The organism is Streptomyces sp. NRRL F-525 (assembly GCF_000716605.1).
In the GTDB taxonomy this organism is placed as follows: Bacteria; Actinomycetota; Actinomycetes; order Streptomycetales; family Streptomycetaceae; genus Streptomyces.
This window is the reverse complement of record NZ_JNXE01000009.1, coordinates 37547-53030: the sequence shown is the minus strand read 5'-3', so window position 1 is coordinate 53030 and position 15484 is coordinate 37547. Positions and strand designations below refer to the sequence as shown.

Below are 15484 nucleotides of genomic sequence, written 5' to 3'. Positions count from 1 at the left end.
CGATGCGCGGGCCGACACGACGCCCGACCTGCGCTACGGTCGTTCCGGCGGGGTATCCAACGCACCCGCCCCGGAGGGGACTTCGTGGGTATCGAGAGCGACCAGGTCGTCTACGAGTATCTGAGCCGCGTCGGTGACGTGGCGCAGCAACGGCAGCTGCCCTCGGTCACGCGCATGCGGCTCGTGTCCGAGCTGCGGAACGAGATCGACCGGCGGCGGGCCGGTTCCACCGCCGACACCCCGGCCGCCGTCCAGCGCATCCTCAAGGGCCTCGGCACCCCGGACGAGATCGTCGCCGCGGCCGGCACCGGCACCGGTGTCCCGCAGATGCCGACCGCCTCCGTCCCCGTACAACGCGACCACGAGGACGATCTACGGCCGAAGGGCCTGCGCCGGGTCGTACCGCTGCCGCGCACCCGCCTCACCAAATCCGCGCCCGCCCCCGACCCCGCGCCCGACAACTCCGCCTCCTCGCCGCACCTCGCGAGCGCGTCCGACCTCGGCGCGAGCGTGATGCAGCCGGACTGGTGGCGGGTGGAGAACGGCAACGGGTTCGCGCTCGGCGACAGCGTGCCCGGGTTCACGGGCGGGGTGGAGATCCCCGAACTCCTCAAGCCCCCGCCGCCGAAGGAGACCCCGAAGGAGCCGGAGAAGGAGGCGGCCAAGGCGCCGGTACCCGTCGCCGCACCGGTGATCGAGCAGGCGCCGGAAACCCCCGTCCGCCGGCGCCGCCTGGTCCCGCGCCTCCCGGCCGGACGCTGGTCCAACCCCCTCCTCCTGATCGCCGCCGCGCTGCTCGTCGCGGGCGCCGTACTCGGCAACTGGTTCGCCCTGCTGCTGGGTTGGCTCATCGCGTACGCGTCCCGTCGGCTGTCCGACGCCGAGACCAAGGCGGCGGTGATCGGTCTGCCGACGGCGGCCGTCGCGGCCGGCATCGTCTGGCTGTGGGGCCGGAACGACGGCCGCTGGGGCACCCCCATCGCGCAGGGCCACATGAACGACGCGATCTCCGAGACCTGGCCGTGGGTGGTGCGGGGCGCGGCGGTGGCGTCGGCGCTGTTTCTGGTGTGGCGGTCGCAGCGGCGGAGGTAGGGGAAGGGCCGCGCCGGTGGGATTGTCGTAGCGACTGGGCACAATGGCCCATATGACCTCGCGCGCCCAGAACTCCGCCTCGCCCGCACTGACCGTCGGTTTCGACCTCGACATGACCCTCATCGACTCCCGGCCCGGTATCCACGCCTGCTATGTGGCGCTGGCGGAGCGGACGGGGACGTACATCGACGCCGATCTGGCGGTCACCCGGCTCGGGCCGCCGCTCGCGGACGAGTTGATCAACTGGTTCCCGGCGGACGAACTGCCCGCCATGGCCGACCTGTACCGCGAGATGTACCCGTCGATCGCCATCGCCGCGACCCCCGCGATGCCCGGCGCCCCCGAGGCGATCGCGGCCGTGCGCGCGGCCGGCGGGCGGGCGATCGTCGTCACCGCGAAGTACGAGCCGAACGCGAAGCTGCACCTCACGCACCTCGGCATCGACGCCGACGCCGTGATCGGCAACCTGTGGGCCGAGCAGAAGGCGGAGGCCCTGCGCGAGGAGGGCGCGAGCGTCTACGTCGGCGACCACGTCGGGGACGTGCGCGGCGCCCGTACCGCCGAGGCCCTCGCGGTCGCGGTCGCGACCGGACCGTGCGACGCCGATGAACTGCGGGCGGCCGGGGCGGACGTGGTCCTCGGCGACCTCACCGAGTTCCCGCGATGGCTTTCGGACTACCTTCCGGCGCGCGCCTGACGCCGGCCCGCGGCGACCGACTGGAGCACGCCTCCGGCGGCCAGCAGGAATCCGACGCCCATGAGCATGCTCAAGAGGTACATGTACGTCGGAAAAGGCGTCGTGTGGAGCAGCAGCGGTACCACGGTGACGAGTGTGGCCACCGCACCGATGAAAAAGACGATGGCACCGGCACGGATCAGTCGGTCACCGGCCGCGGCGGAATTCGTTTGGGTTTTGTCGCGCACTGGACCAGGGTAGTTCCCTGCGCAAAGGAACAACCCGGCGACGTCTTGTCACCGGCCTGAAGACCATTAGCCTTGGTACCGGCGGGCCCCGACGCCCCGCCGGTCTGCTATCCGAAGCAGTTTTCCGACGAGTACGAGGACGAGGACAGACGTGCCTACCGGCAAGGTCAAGTGGTTCAACAGCGAGAAGGGCTTCGGCTTTCTCTCCCGTGACGACGGCGGTGACGTCTTCGTCCATTCCTCGGTTCTGCCCGCCGGAGTTGATGCCCTGAAGCCCGGACAGCGCGTGGAGTTCGGGGTCGTCGCCGGTCAGCGCGGCGACCAGGCCCTCTCGGTGACCCTGCTCGACCCGACCCCGTCGGTCGCGGCGGCCCAGCGCAAGAAGCCGGACGAACTGGCCTCCATCGTCCAGGACTTGACGACCCTGCTCGAGAACATCACGCCCATGCTGGAACGCGGCCGCTATCCCGACAAGCCCGCGGGTGCGAAGATCGCGGGCCTGCTGCGGGCGGTCGCCGACCAGTTGGACGTGTAGAAGTCCGGGAGATTCAGCGGATCTTCAGGCGCTGGGGAAATTCGAGCGAGTTCGGGCCGAGGGGAGGAACCAGCCCCTCGGCCGCCGCACGGGTGAGCAACCCCCGGATCGCCGCGTAGCCGTCCTCGCCGAGGTCCGCCGTGAACTCGTTGACGTACAGGCCGATGTGCTGGTCGGCGACGCCCGGGTCCATCTCCTGCGCGTGCTCCATGACGTACGGCCGGGAGACCTCGGGGTCGTCCCAGGCGGCGCGGACCGACGCCCGGATCGAGTCGGCGAGCAGGTTCAACCGCTCGGCGCCCAGCGACCGCTTCGCGATGATCGCGCCCAGCGGGATCGGCAGCCCGGTCGTCGCCTCCCAGTGCTCACCCATGTCCGCGAGCTTGTGCAGCCCGTAGTTCTGGTACGTGAACCGCGCCTCGTGGATGACGAGCCCCGCGTCGACCTTCCCGTCCCGCACGGCCGGCATGATCTCGTGGAACGGCATGACCACGATCTCCCCGACCCCACCCGGAATCGTGTCCGCGGCCCAGAGCCGGAAGAGCAGATACGCGGTCGACCGCTCACTCGGCACGGCGACGGTACGACCGGTGAGATCCACGTCCGCCCCCCGGGTGAGGACGAGCGGCCCGCACCCCCGCCCCAGCGCACCCCCGCACGGCAGCAGCGCGTACTCGTCGAGAACGTACGGCAGCACGGCGTACGACACCTTCAGCACATCCAACTCACCGCGTTCGGCCATGCCGTTGGTGATGTCGATGTCCGCGAAGGTCACGTCGAGCGCGGGCGCACCCGGCACCCGGCCGTGGGCCCACGCGTCGAAGACGAACGTGTCGTTGGGGCAGGGGGAGAAGGCGATCTGCAGCGGCTGCTCACTGGTTGTCATACGGGTTCCAACTCTCCAGTACGGGCGCGCACTTCCCGAATCCCTCGGTCAGGGCCGCGAGCGCGTCGCCGATCCGCCAGGCGGCGCGGTCGCGCGGGCCGACGGGGTTGGAGACCGCGCGCAGTTCCAGGACGGGGATGCCGTGGGCGGCGGCGGCCTCGGCCACCCCGAAGCCCTCCATCGCCTCCGCGAGGGCCCGGGGGTGGCGGGCGCGAAGTTCCGTGGCGCGGGCGGCGGTTCCGGTCACCGTGGAGACGGTGAGTACGGCTCCGGTGCGGGCGCCGGTGGCCGCCGCGAGATCTCGTACGAGTGCATTCGGCGGACGGTGGGTGACGGCGCCGAAGCCGAGTTCGGTGACCGGGACGAACCCGTCCGGGGTCTCCGCGCCCAGGTCGGCCGCGGTGATCTCGTCGGCGATCACGAGCGAGCCGACGGGCGCCTCGGGCTGGAAGCCACCGGCGATCCCGGCGGAGACGACGAGGTCGTACGGGGCACCGGCGAGCGCGACGGCCGTAGCGGCGGCGGCTGCGGCGGGACCCACCCCGGCGGCGATGACATCGACCGCGCTGTCGCCGGTGAACGCCCGTGCCACCGCGTCCCGTTCGGCGGGGACGGCGGTGGCGACGAGGATACGGAAGGAGGCCGTGGTCAGGAGTCCTTCTTGAACTTGAAGGACCACAGGCCCTTGACCGTCTTGTCGCCCTCCTTGATGGAGACGACGGTCGAGTTGCCGGTCGCGCCGTACTGGGTGTTGAAGAACACGCTGCCGGGGATCGTGCGGTACGTCTTCTTGCTGGAGTCGGTCAGCGGCTGACCGTTCATCAGGATCGTCCAGCCGTTGTCGGCGATCTTCGGGTCGACACCGAAGCGCACGGTGTCGTCCGGGTCCACCGAGATCGACGTGGAGGCCTTCAGGCACTTCGCCAGGTCCGCGGTCTTCACCGCGTCGCCGTCGTTGTAGCAGGTGGCCTCGGTGTGGACCGAGTTCCTCCCGACGGTGATCGTCGAGATCGGCGTCGGCTTGTCGCACGCCGACAGGACGAGCAGTCCGGCGGAAACGGCGCCGGCGGCGGCGACGGCGCGGCGGCGTCGCACAGCGGATTGCATGGTCATGGGGCGAAGGCTATCGGGCCCGTCCAGTACTCCCCCCACGTGGGGTGCGGCGCGGCGGGCCGGGTGGTCCGGGTTAGGCCACTCGCGGGCGTCCGCCGGCCCCGTGGCGGGCCGAGGCGAGCAGGCCGCGCAGGGTGGTCAGCCAGCCCAGGGCGATGACCGCGGCGGCGAGGGTGAAGCCGAGGGCGCCGTTCAGCGGCATGACGATGCCGATCGCGCCGCCGAGCACCCAGGCCATCTGGAGCATCGTCTCCGAGCGCGCGAACGCCGAGGTGCGCACCAGCTCGGGCACGTCCCGCTGGATCAGCGCGTCCAGGGACAGCTTGGCCAGCGCCTGGCAGAACCCGGCGGCGGCGGCGAGACAGGCCACCAGGGCCGCGCCGAAGAAGATCGCCGCCGTGACCGCCGCGCCCAGCACGACCGCCATCACGGTCACGATGATGAGTTCCGGGGCCCGTTGCCGCAGCCAGGACCCGACCGCCGTACCGAGCGCGTTGCCCACGCCCGCCGAGACCGCGACTATGCCCAGCGACACGGCCGCGCTCTGCCCGGTCATCGGATGCTCGCGCAGCAGGAACGCGAGGAAGAAGGTCAGGAACCCGGAGAGCCAGCGCAGCGCCGCGTTGGCGCCCAGCGCGTGGGTGACGGCGATGCCGACCGTGCGCAGCCCCGGCCGCTTGACCTCCTTGGGATGCGGGCCGTGCAGATGGTCCGCGTCGGCCGCGAGCAGCGCCGTGTCCTCGCCCTTGGCCGAGTCGACCTTGGGGTCCAGGAAGAAACACAGGACCGTACCCGCGACGAAGATCACGAAGGCGCCGTAGAGCGGCCAGGGGTCGCCGATGGCGTGCAGGCCGCCCGCGATCGGGGCGGCGACGCCGGTGGCGAGGAGCCCGGCGAGGGTGACTCTGGAGTTCGCCTTCACCAGCGAGATACGGGGTGGCAGCAGCCGGGGCACCACGGCGCTTCTGACGACGCCGTACGCCTTCGAGGCGACCAGGGCGCCCAGGGCCGCCGGATACAGCTCCAGGCTGCCGCTGGCGACCGCGCCGGAGATGATCAGCGCGAGGAGGGCACGGGCCAGCATCGCGGCGGCCATGGCGGCACGGCGCCCGTGCGGAAGCTTGTCGAGCAGGGGCCCGATCACCGGCGCGAGAACAGTGAAGGGCGCCATCGTGATCGCGAGATACAGAGCGACCCGCCCCCGCGCTTCATCGGTCGGCACGGAGAAGAAGACGGTCGAGGCGAGGGCGACCGTGATCATCACGTCACCCGCGCCGTTCACCGCGTGCAGTTCGATCAGCCGGCCGAGGCCCGACTCGCCCGCGCCGTGGGCGTGCGTGGCCTTGCGGATGCCGCGGGCGGTACCGGTGACGGGGAAGTGCAGGGCACGGCCCATCGCACGGACGGAACCGCTCACCCGGCCCGAACCGCCACCTCGGATGTTCCCCTTCGTGCCACCGATCCCGGTGGCACCTTGGGGCGACCTCGCGGCTGCCACCCCGTCATAGTGCCCCGAGAACGGCCCTAGTAGTGCGGTTACCGCACGTATGGAGGCGTACGGAAGTGGATTCTGGGCCGTTCCACAGGTCCCCGGCCGACCGTTCCACGTGTCTCCGGGTGACCGCCGCGCATCGCCCAAGAGGCCGTCGGTGTGGGCGCATGGCGCGGGAGAAGGTAGCGTGCGTAGCGCGCCGTGGCGATTGTTCTCGGCCGCGCGCCTCTCGGCCATCCCGCAGAATGGATGGCGTAGGCGTGCCCGAGCGCGATCGGGCGCGGACGTCGAAGCGGTAGTCCACCAGTGCCCCCAGGGCCTGGTACATGTCTTTCAGCCGCTCCGTCCGCTCCCTTCGCCACACCAGGCGCACCCGTGAGACGGCGTAGGAGAGAAGCGATACCTGTGAGCGCAGCGACCACGCGAAGCCGCACCCCTGACCGCCTGTGCGCCGAGGCCGTCGACCTCGCCCGTGCCGCAGCCGAGGAGGCCGCCGCGCCCGGCGTGGTCGGCGAGCACGCCGGCGTCGAATCCGACGGCGACCGGGTGGTCACGCACTTCTTCGAATGCAAGGAGTTCGGCTACCGCGGCTGGCGCTGGGCGGTGACGGTCGCGAGGGCGTCCCGCGCGAAGCTGGTGACTCTCGACGAGGTCGTCCTGCTCCCCGGCCCGGACTCCCTCCTGGCCCCCGAATGGGTCCCGTGGAGCGAACGCCTCCGCCCCGGCGACATGGGCCCCGGCGACCTCCTCCCCACCGACGCGGAGGACCTCCGCCTGGAGCCCGGCTACACGGGCGAGGACGAGCCCCCGCCGAACTCCGCGGTCTCCGAGGAGATGGCGGAACTGGTCGAGTCGGAGGACGCGGAGGTGACGGCGGGAGCGCCGTCTGCCCTGCCTGTGGCCCCGACCCGGGGCTCGATCGCCGCGGTGGCCGAGGAACTGGGCATCCGCCGCGCCCGAGTCCTCTCCCGCTACGGCCTCCACGTCGCCGCCGACCGCTGGGAGGACGGCTTCGGCCCGAAGACCCCGATGGCCCAGGCGGCCCCCGCGGCCTGCGTCAGCTGCGGCTTCCTGGTCGCGATCGGCGGCTCCCTGGGCCAGGCCTTCGGCGTCTGCGCCAACGAGTTCTCCCCGGCGGACGGCCACGTCGTCTCCCTGGCCTACGGCTGCGGCGGCCACTCGGAAGCAGCCATCATGCCCAAACCGCCCCAGCCCCCGGCCCCGGTGATCGACGAGACGATGGTGGACCCGTTCCCGCTGCGGCCTTCGGCGGACTCGGGCTCGGTGTCGGTGGGGGCGGACGAGGAAACGGCGGAGCTGGGGCACTCGTAGCCGCTGCGGCGGGGCGGCTGCTCGGCTACGGCGGACTCCCGCAGGCCGGGGTCTTTTCTAACCGGTCATCAGGTCGGACACCGGTTAGATTCACCCCCGGCTTCCGGCGACCCCTCGCCCCCGCGCACCGGACACCCTCCCCGGCAACCCCACCCCTCGCCGCGCGGTACCTTCATCGCGACGCCGATGAGGAGAGTGAACGTACGTGAGTAAGTTCGTGCGGCCCGCCGCCGAGGGTGCCGACCCGTTCGGCACCGCCCGACTGCGGCGTGGGGTGCTCGACGCCTGGGCGACCAGCCCGGCCCGGTTCCGCGAGGACGCCAACGCCGAGGAGGACCTCGTCCTCGGCGGGTACCGCGACCGGCTCGTCGTCGAGCTCGCGCAGAACGCCGCCGACGCCGCCGCCCGCGCGGGCGTGGCCGGCCGGCTGCGGCTCACCCTCCGCGACGGCGTGCTGTGCGCCGCCAACACCGGCGCCCCCCTCGACGCCACCGGTGTCGAGTCCCTCGCCACCCTCCGCGCCTCGGCGAAGCGCGACGCCGGTGACAGCGCCGTCGGACGGTTCGGTGTCGGCTTCGCCGCCGTCGTCGCCGTCACCGACGAACCCGCCGTCCTCGGACGGCACGGCGGCGTCCGCTGGTCCCTCGCCGAGGCCCGCGCCCTCGCCGACGACACCGCCCGCCACAGCCCCGGCCTCGGCACCGAGATCCGCCGCCGCGACGGCCACATCCCGCTGCTGCGCCTCCCGTTCGCCGCCGAGGGCACCGCCCCCGACTCCTACGACACGGTCGTCATCCTCCCCCTCCGCGACACCGCCGCCGAGGACCTCGCCGAGCGCCTCCTCGGCGCCGTGGACGACGCGCTCCTCCTCGCCCTCCCGGGGCTGACCGAGGTCGTGGTCGAGGTCGGCGACCAGGCCCCCCGCACCCTCACCCGCCGCACCGACCGCGCCGACACCGTCGTGGACGACAGCCGCGACGGAACCACCCGCTGGCGTACGACCGCCGCGCACGGGGAGCTGGCCAAGGAACTCCTCGCCGACCGCCCCGTCGAGGAGCGGCTGCGCCCCTACTGGTCCGTGACCTGGGCCGTACCCGTCGACGAGGACGGAACCCCGGCCCGCCCCCGCACCAGCCCCGTCGTCCACGCCCCCACCCCGAGCGACGAACCCCTGGGCGTACCCGCCCTGTTGATCGCCTCGCTCCCCCTCGACACCACCCGCCGCCACGCCGCCCCCGGCCCCCTCACCGACTTCGTCGTGGAGCGCGCGGCCGACGCCTACGTCGAACTCCTCGCCGCCTGGCGCCCGGTGACCACCGGCATCATCGACCTCGTCCCCGGCCCCCTGGGCAAGGGGGAGCTGGACGGCACCCTCCGCCAGGCGATCCTCCAGCGCCTCCCGCGCACGGCCTTCCTCCCGCCCGCCCTCGAACCCCCCACCGACGAACCGGAGTTGCCCGAGGCGCTACGCCCCCGGGACGCCGAGGTCGTCGAGGGCGCGGGCGCCGACACCGTGCGCGTCCTCGCCGAGGTACTGCCCACGATCCTCCCCGCCGGACTCGAACGCCGCGTGGAACTACGGACGTTGGGCGTCGCCCGCGTCCCCCTCACCGACGCCGTCGACCGCCTGGCAGGCCTGGAGAAGGGCCCCGACTGGTGGCGTCGGCTCTACGACAGCCTCGCGGGCGTGGACCCCGACCGCCTCACCGGCCTGCCCGTGCCGCTCGCCGACGGCAGGACGACGATCGGCCCGCGCCAAGTCCTCCTCCCCACCGCCGACTCGGCCCAGGTGGAGCCCGAAGTCCTGGCCCGCCTCGGCCTCAAGGTCGCCCACCCGGACGCCGCGCACCCCCTCCTGGAGAAGCTCGGCGCGCTGCCCGCGACCCCCCGAGCCGTCCTCACGACACCCCAGGTACGGGCCGCCGTGGCCGCCTCCCTCGACGAGGAGGGCGGGGCCATGTGGGACGAAGTCGCCCCGGACAGCGACGAGTTGGCGGAGACCGTCCTCGCCCTCGTCCGGGACGCGGGCCTCGAACCCGGTGACGAACCCTGGCTCGGCGCCCTCGCCCTGCCCGACGAGGACGGCGAACTCGCCCCCGCCGGCGAACTGGTCCTCCCCGGCAGCCCGTTCGCCCAGGTGATGCGGGACGACGAACTGCCCTTCGTCGAGGCCGACTTGGCCGACCGATGGGGCGAACAGCCCCTCGCCGCCTGCGGAGTCCTCGCCACCTTCGCCCTCGTCCGCGCCACCGACGTCGTCCTCGACCCGGACGAACTGGAGCCCCGCGACAGCGACTTCGCGGAACCCGACGACCCCGGCCTGCTGGACTCCGTGGACGTGTGGTCGGAGGACGTCCTCGACCGCTTCCCCGACAGCCCCGTACCCCCGGTCGCCACCGAACTGGTCGCCGTACGCGACCTGGACCTGGTCGACGAGGACCGCTGGCCCCAGGCCCTCGCCCTCCTCGCCCGGCCCCCGCTCCGCGACGCGATCACCCAGCAGGTCCGCGTCCTCCTGCCCGACGGCACCCACGAGCTCGTACGGCCGTACACCGCTTGGTGGTTGCGCGGCCACCCGGTCCTCGACGGCCGCCGCCCGGCAGGCCTGCTGGCGGCCGGCGGAGACCCGCTCCTGCGTGGCCTCTACGACGAGGCCGACGCGACCGGCTTCGACGACGAACAGGTCCTCCGCGCACTCGGCGTCCGCACCTCCGTCGCCGCCCTCCTCGACGAGCCTGGCGGCGCCGCCGAACTCCTCGACCGCCTCGCCGACCCGGACCGCGAGGTCACCGGCACCCAACTGCACGCCCTCTACAGCGCGTTGGCCGACCTCGACCCGGAACAGGTCACCCTCCCGGACGACCTGCGCGCCGTGGTCGACGGCGAGGTGACGGTCGTGGACGCCGCCGACGCGGTGGTCGTCGACTCACCCGACCTGCTCCCCTTCACCTCCGGCACCCCGCTCCTCCCCGTACGCCCTTCCAGGGCGGCCGAGTTGGCCGAACTCTTCCAGGTCCGCCGCCTGAGCGAGTCGGTCACCGGCGAGGTCACCTCCGAGGGCGCCGAGCACGACGTACCGGAATCCGTCCGGACCCTCCTCGGCCCGCTCACCCCCGCGACCTACGTCGAACACGACGAACTCGTCGTGGACGGCGTCGAGATCGACTGGCGCCGGACCCGCGACGGGGTGCTGCACGCGTCGACCCTGGAGGGCGTGGCGGCCGGCCTCGCCTGGGCGGCCGGGCAGTGGCCGCGCCGCTTCGAGGTGGCGGCACTGCTGGAGGACCCGTCGCGGACGGAGGAACTGGCTCGGGACCGGTGGTTCGACTGAGCGGGCCGACGATCTTCACGGCCGTTCCGAGAAAAGTTCACTACTCGTACAACCATTCCCTTTCGTCGCGAATCTGATCAGCTGAGCCAACAGGCTCCACGATCACTTCTCTACCTGGGGAACCCATGCGTATGCGTGTCACCCTCGGCGTCCTCACCGGCGCCCTGGCCCTCTCCGCTCTCGCCGTGCCTGCCGCGCAGGCCGACGAAGGGAGGGGGGACACCGCGATCTCGGCCGTCGTGGTGAACGGCGGCAAGCCGGCCGTCGTGGGCGCGACCGCGAAGAAGACCATCACCGTCAGTTTCACGGTCAAGGACGCCTCGGGCGTCGACTGGGCGCAGGCGATCCTGTACCACGGCGCCGACATCGACTCGTCCGACAGCGGCGCCGTCGCCAACAGCAGCGACGGTCGCGCCACCTGCACCAAGGTCAACGCCACGACGTCGACCTGCAAGTCGACCTTCGACCTGACGCCGCGCTCCAACCTGATCAACTCCGTGGCCGGCGGCTGGAAGGTCTGGGCGGTCGCCAGGGGCAAGGACGGCGACTACGTCCAGAAGGACAACGCGAAGACCTTCCAGGTCCAGCGCCTGTCGAAGCTCACGGTCAACGCCGCCCCGGAGCCCGTCAAGAAGGGCAAGACCATCACGGTCACCGGCAAGCTGACCCGCGCGAACTGGGACGCCGCCACGTACTCCGGTTACTCGACCCAGCCGGTGAAGCTCCAGTTCCGCAAGAAGAGCGCCAGCACCTACACCACCGTCAAGACCATCAAGACGAACTCGGCGGGCAACCTGAGCACCACCGTCAAGGCGACCGTCGACGGCTACTTCCGCTACAGCTTCGCCGGCACCTCGACCACCCCGGCCGTCAACGCCGCGGGTGACTTCATCGACGTGAAGTAAGGCCTGGCGAGGCCGCGCCGACCTGCGGATTCTCCGCACTTCACCATCAGTTCGCAATCCCCGCACAAAATCTGGTTCCGGCGTACAACCCTCACCGGTGGTCGCGAATCAGAACACGTGAGCCAACAGGCTCCGCCATCACTTGGGCCCCGGCGCCGACGACGAGCCGTTCGGAACGACCAGCGCGTCGGGGCCCCCTTTCCCACTTGGGGAACGCATGCGCATAAGCGCCACCGTGGCCGCCGTCTCCGGCGCCCTGGTCCTCTCCGCCTTCGCCGTACCGGCCGCGCAGGCCGCGGGCTCCGACGCCGGCTCGTACCGCTCGGACGTCGCGAAGATCCGTGAGGCCGCCCACACCTCCGGCAGGGCCACCCTCTCCGGCTCCACCGTCGCCACCCCGGCCGACGCCACGCCGTACGCCCTGAACGTCACCTTCGCCAACGTCAAGGTGAACAACGGCAAGCCGATCGTGGCCGGTACCTCCGGGCACCTCTCCGTGCCGGTCACCTACACGCTGACGCACGGCGCCGACGTCGACATCACCGCGTCCGACTTCCTCAGCGGCCCGTACATCTACAAGGGCACCTTCGCCGACCCGTCCAACATGCTGTTCGGCGAGGACGCGGGCACCTGCACGGTCACCTCGGCGACCGCCGCCTCCTGCAAGGCCACGCTCGACATCTACCCGGGCGAGGGCGACCTCTCGAACGTCGACGCCGGTGCCTGGAAGGCCGGTGCCGAGGCCATCGCGCTGAACGGCCAGGACCCGACCAGCGCCAGCTTCGACATCACCAAGGTCGGCCTCGCCGACCAGGGCAACTTCGCCTCCCCGAACGTCACGCGCCTGGCCAAGCTCACGGTCAACGCCGCCCCGGAGCCCGTCAAGAAGGGCAAGACCATCACGGTCACCGGCAAGCTGACCCGCGCGAACTGGGACGGCGCCAACTACACCGGCTACTCCACCCAGCCGGTCAAGCTCCAGTTCCGCAAGAAGAACTCCAGCACGTACACCACGGTCAAGACCATCAAGACCACCTCGACAGGCGCCCTGAAGACCACCCTCAAGGCCACGGTCGACGGCTACTTCCGCTACAGCTTCGCGGGCACGTCCACCACGGCCCCGATCAACGCGACGGGCGACTACGTCGACGTGAAGTAGCACCACCAGCCCCTGAAAAGCAGCTGCCCGCGCCCCAAACCAGGGGCGCGGGCAGCTGCTTTTCAGGGGCGCGGGCTTAAGAGCAGGTACGTGGCGAGCTGCTTTTCAGGGCCGCGCCCTCAAGAACAGGGCCACGCCAGCCGCCTTTAAGGGGCGCGGGGAACTGCGCGACCAGCCACGACGCACCCGCAGACGAACTACAAGCCCTCAAACCGCCCCCCGCCGATCAACCACCCTCCACACCAGCTCCAGCACAACCCCCGCCACCCCCGCAATCCCCACAGCGATCCACGGCATGGTCACCCCCACCAACTTCAGCGCAAAGAAATGCTGAAGCCAAGGCACAACCAGCACAACCACAAACGCCGCCCCCATCGAGGCAACCAGCGTCACCCGCCACCACGTATACGGCCGCGCAATAATCGCCAGCACCCACATCGAGATCAGAAACAGCGTCAACGTAGCCGCACTGGTCTCCGCCCCCAACGCCCCCTTCCCCGCGTACTGGTGACGAGCAATCAGATACGTAACAAAGGTCGCGGCCCCGGCGATAACACCCCCCGGAATCGAATACCGCATCACCCGCCGCACAAAATGAGGCTTCGCCCGCTCCGTGTTCGGCGCCAACGCAAGAAAGAACGCCGGAATCCCGATCGTCAACGTGGACAACAGCGTCAAGTGCCGCGGCAGGAACGGATATTCAACCCGCCAGCACACCACCAGCACAGCCAGCAGCACCGAGTACACGGTCTTCACCAGGAACAGCGTCGCCACCCGGGTGATGTTCCCGATCACCCGCCGCCCCTCCGCAACGACCGAAGGCAACGTGGCGAAGCTGTTGTTGAGCAACACGATCTGCGCGACGGCTCGCGTGGCTTCGGACCCGGAACCCATCGAGACCCCGATGTCGGCATCCTTCAGGGCGAGTACGTCATTGACGCCATCCCCGGTCATCGCGACGGTGTGCCCGCGAGACTGCAACGCCCCCACCATGTCCCGCTTCTGCTGCGGAGTAACCCGCCCGAACACAGTCCCCTCGTCAAGGGACTTGGCCATCTCCCCCTGATCAGAAGGCAGTTGACGGGCATCGACAACCTGCCCACTGAGCCCCAGCTTCCCCGCCACCGCCCCCACGGACACCGCGTTGTCCCCGGAGATGACCTTCGCGTGCACATCCTGCTCAGCGAAATAGGCCAGCGTCTCGGCCGCGTCGGGCCGCAACCGCTGCTCCAGCACCACCAGCGCCGTGGCCGAGGCCTCCCGCACGACCCCGGGATCGTCCAGCTCACCGGAGACCCGGGCCAGCAACAGCACCCGCAGCCCCTCCTCATTGAGCCGCCCGGTCTCCTCAAGGGCGGGATCATCATCGGCGAGCAGCACATCAGGCGCCCCGAGCAACCACGTACTCGACTCCCCGTTCCCCTCACTGAACGACGCCCCGCTGTACTTCCGCGCCGACGAGAACGGCAGCGACTCCACGCACCGCCACTCCCCGCTGTCCGGATAGGCCGTGATGATCGCCTGCAGCGACGCGTTCGGCCGCGGATCCGACTCGCCCAACGCACCCAGGACTTTGCGTACGTACGTTTCGTCGGCCCCGCCGAGCGGACGCAACTCGGTGACGTCCATCCCGCCCTCGGTCAGCGTGCCCGTCTTGTCGAGGCACACCGTGTCGACGCGGGCGAGGCCCTCGATGGCCGGGAGTTCCTGGACGAGGCACTGTTTCCGGCCAAGCCGGATGACACCGATCGCGAAGGCCACCGAGGTGAGGAGGACCAGACCCTCCGGGACCATCGGGACGATCCCGCCGACCGTCCGGGCGATCGAGTCCTTGAACCCGTGCTGTTTGACGACCAGTTGGCTGATCACCAGGCCGATCGCGGTCGGGATCATCATCCACGTCACGTACTTGAGGATCGTGGAGATACCGGTCCGCAGCTCGGAGTGGACGAGCGTGAACCGCGAGGCCTCCTCGGCGAGTTGGGCCGCGTACGCCTCCCGCCCCACCTTGGTCGCCTCGAACGCGCCCCCGCCGGCGACCACGAAACTCCCCGACATGACCGCGTCCCCCGGCCGCTTGACCACCGGATCCGCCTCACCGGTGAGCAGCGACTCGTCGATCTCAAGACCGTCGGCCTCGACGCACTCCCCGTCGACGACGACCTTGTCACCGGGCCCGATCTCGATCAGATCACCCAGCACGATCTCGGAGGTGCTCACCGCCACCGCGGCCCCGTCGCGCCGTACCGTCGGCTTCGACTCGCCGATCACCGCGAGGGAGTCCAGGGTCTTCTTCGCCCGCCACTCCTGGAAGACCCCGATCCCGGTGTTGGCGATGATCACGTACCCGAACAGGCTGTCCTGGACCGGCGCGACGAACAGCATGATCAGCCAGAGCACACCGATGATCGCGTTGAACCGGGTGAAGACGTTCGCGCGCACGATCTCGCCCAGCGACCGGCTGCTGCGCACCGGGACGTCGTTGACCTCCCCGCGCGCCACCCGCTCGGCGACCTCGGCGGTGCTGAGTCCATGGGCCCGCCGCGCCGGGATGGGCACGGGGTGCACAGGATCGAGTTCGGCGCCCGCGTCGGTGTGCGTCATGCATTCGACGGTACGTGCGGTTTTACGGCTTCACCCGCCGAGTGCCCGGAAGATCCGACCAGGGGAGGACGGTTGGCGGGGCGGGGTGATGCCAGGGGTGTAGGGGAAGCT

Annotated in this window: 13 protein-coding genes; 7 read left to right on the top strand and 6 right to left on the bottom strand. The window is 71.0% G+C overall.

Annotation, left to right across the window (positions count from 1 at the left end; translation table 11 throughout):
- The first annotated feature begins 84 nt into the window (after positions 1–84).
- Both OO69_RS15425 and OO69_RS15420 read left to right on the top strand, forming a co-directional pair.
- Positions 85–1092, top strand: coding sequence for a hypothetical protein (locus tag OO69_RS15425; RefSeq protein WP_033281203.1), 1008 nt, complete (start codon positions 85–87; stop codon positions 1090–1092).
- A 43-nt stretch (positions 1093–1135) separates the two neighbouring features.
- Positions 1136–1789, top strand: coding sequence for an HAD family hydrolase (locus tag OO69_RS15420; RefSeq protein WP_078652446.1), 654 nt, complete (start codon positions 1136–1138; stop codon positions 1787–1789).
- On the opposite strand, the gene OO69_RS15415 is transcribed toward OO69_RS15420, so the two are convergent.
- Positions 1768–2016 (bottom strand): hypothetical protein, encoded by a 249-nt coding sequence (locus OO69_RS15415; protein WP_033281201.1) that lies wholly within the window; start codon positions 2014–2016, stop codon positions 1768–1770. The genes OO69_RS15420 and OO69_RS15415 overlap by 22 nt on opposite strands.
- A 151-nt stretch (positions 2017–2167) precedes the next feature.
- On the opposite strand from OO69_RS15415, the gene OO69_RS53715 reads away from it, so the two are divergent.
- Positions 2168–2551 (top strand): cold-shock protein, encoded by a 384-nt coding sequence (locus tag OO69_RS53715; RefSeq protein WP_019057239.1) that lies wholly within the window; start codon positions 2168–2170, stop codon positions 2549–2551.
- Positions 2552–2564: 13 nt separating this feature from the next.
- On the opposite strand, the gene OO69_RS15405 is transcribed toward OO69_RS53715, so the two are convergent.
- From OO69_RS15405 to OO69_RS15390, 4 genes are all read right to left on the bottom strand, one after another.
- Entirely contained in the window at positions 2565–3437 is an 873-nt protein-coding gene (locus OO69_RS15405) for a 1,4-dihydroxy-6-naphthoate synthase (RefSeq protein ID WP_033281200.1), read from the bottom strand.
- On the bottom strand, positions 3424–4116 hold the full coding sequence (locus tag OO69_RS15400; RefSeq protein ID WP_199810950.1) for a futalosine hydrolase: 693 nt from the start codon (positions 4114–4116) through the stop codon (positions 3424–3426). The genes OO69_RS15405 and OO69_RS15400 overlap by 14 nt, the downstream gene beginning before the upstream one ends.
- A complete protein-coding gene (locus OO69_RS15395) occupies positions 4086–4550 on the bottom strand; it encodes a hypothetical protein (RefSeq protein WP_033281199.1) in 465 nt (154 codons plus the stop codon). The genes OO69_RS15400 and OO69_RS15395 overlap by 31 nt, the downstream gene beginning before the upstream one ends.
- A gap of 73 nt (positions 4551–4623) precedes the next feature.
- A complete protein-coding gene (locus OO69_RS15390; RefSeq protein ID WP_078652445.1) occupies positions 4624–6048 on the bottom strand; it encodes an MFS transporter in 1425 nt (474 codons plus the stop codon).
- Between the two features lie 399 nt (positions 6049–6447).
- Between OO69_RS15390 and OO69_RS15385 the strand changes: the two genes are divergently transcribed.
- The 4 genes from OO69_RS15385 (at position 6448) to OO69_RS15370 (ending at position 12769) form a co-directional block, all read left to right on the top strand.
- The gene (locus tag OO69_RS15385; RefSeq protein WP_033281197.1) at positions 6448–7374 is read left to right on the top strand and encodes a DUF3027 domain-containing protein; all 927 of its coding nucleotides are present in this window, start codon (positions 6448–6450) and stop codon (positions 7372–7374) included.
- Positions 7375–7579: 205 nt separating this feature from the next.
- Positions 7580–10705 carry a sacsin N-terminal ATP-binding-like domain-containing protein gene (locus tag OO69_RS15380; protein ID WP_033281196.1) on the top strand — a complete coding sequence of 1042 codons (3126 nt, stop codon included), beginning with the start codon at positions 7580–7582 and terminating at the stop codon, positions 10703–10705.
- Between the two features lie 125 nt (positions 10706–10830).
- Positions 10831–11610 (top strand): hypothetical protein, encoded by a 780-nt coding sequence (locus tag OO69_RS15375; protein ID WP_033281195.1) that lies wholly within the window; start codon positions 10831–10833, stop codon positions 11608–11610.
- Between the two features lie 217 nt (positions 11611–11827).
- Positions 11828–12769 carry a hypothetical protein gene (locus OO69_RS15370; RefSeq protein WP_033281194.1) on the top strand — a complete coding sequence of 314 codons (942 nt, stop codon included), beginning with the start codon at positions 11828–11830 and terminating at the stop codon, positions 12767–12769.
- Between the two features lie 207 nt (positions 12770–12976).
- Here OO69_RS15370 and OO69_RS15365 read toward each other — a convergent pair whose 3' ends face one another.
- Positions 12977–15373, bottom strand: a complete 2397-nt coding sequence (locus OO69_RS15365) for a cation-translocating P-type ATPase (protein WP_033281193.1) — start codon at positions 15371–15373, stop codon at positions 12977–12979.
- Between the last annotated feature and the right edge of the window lie 111 nt (positions 15374–15484).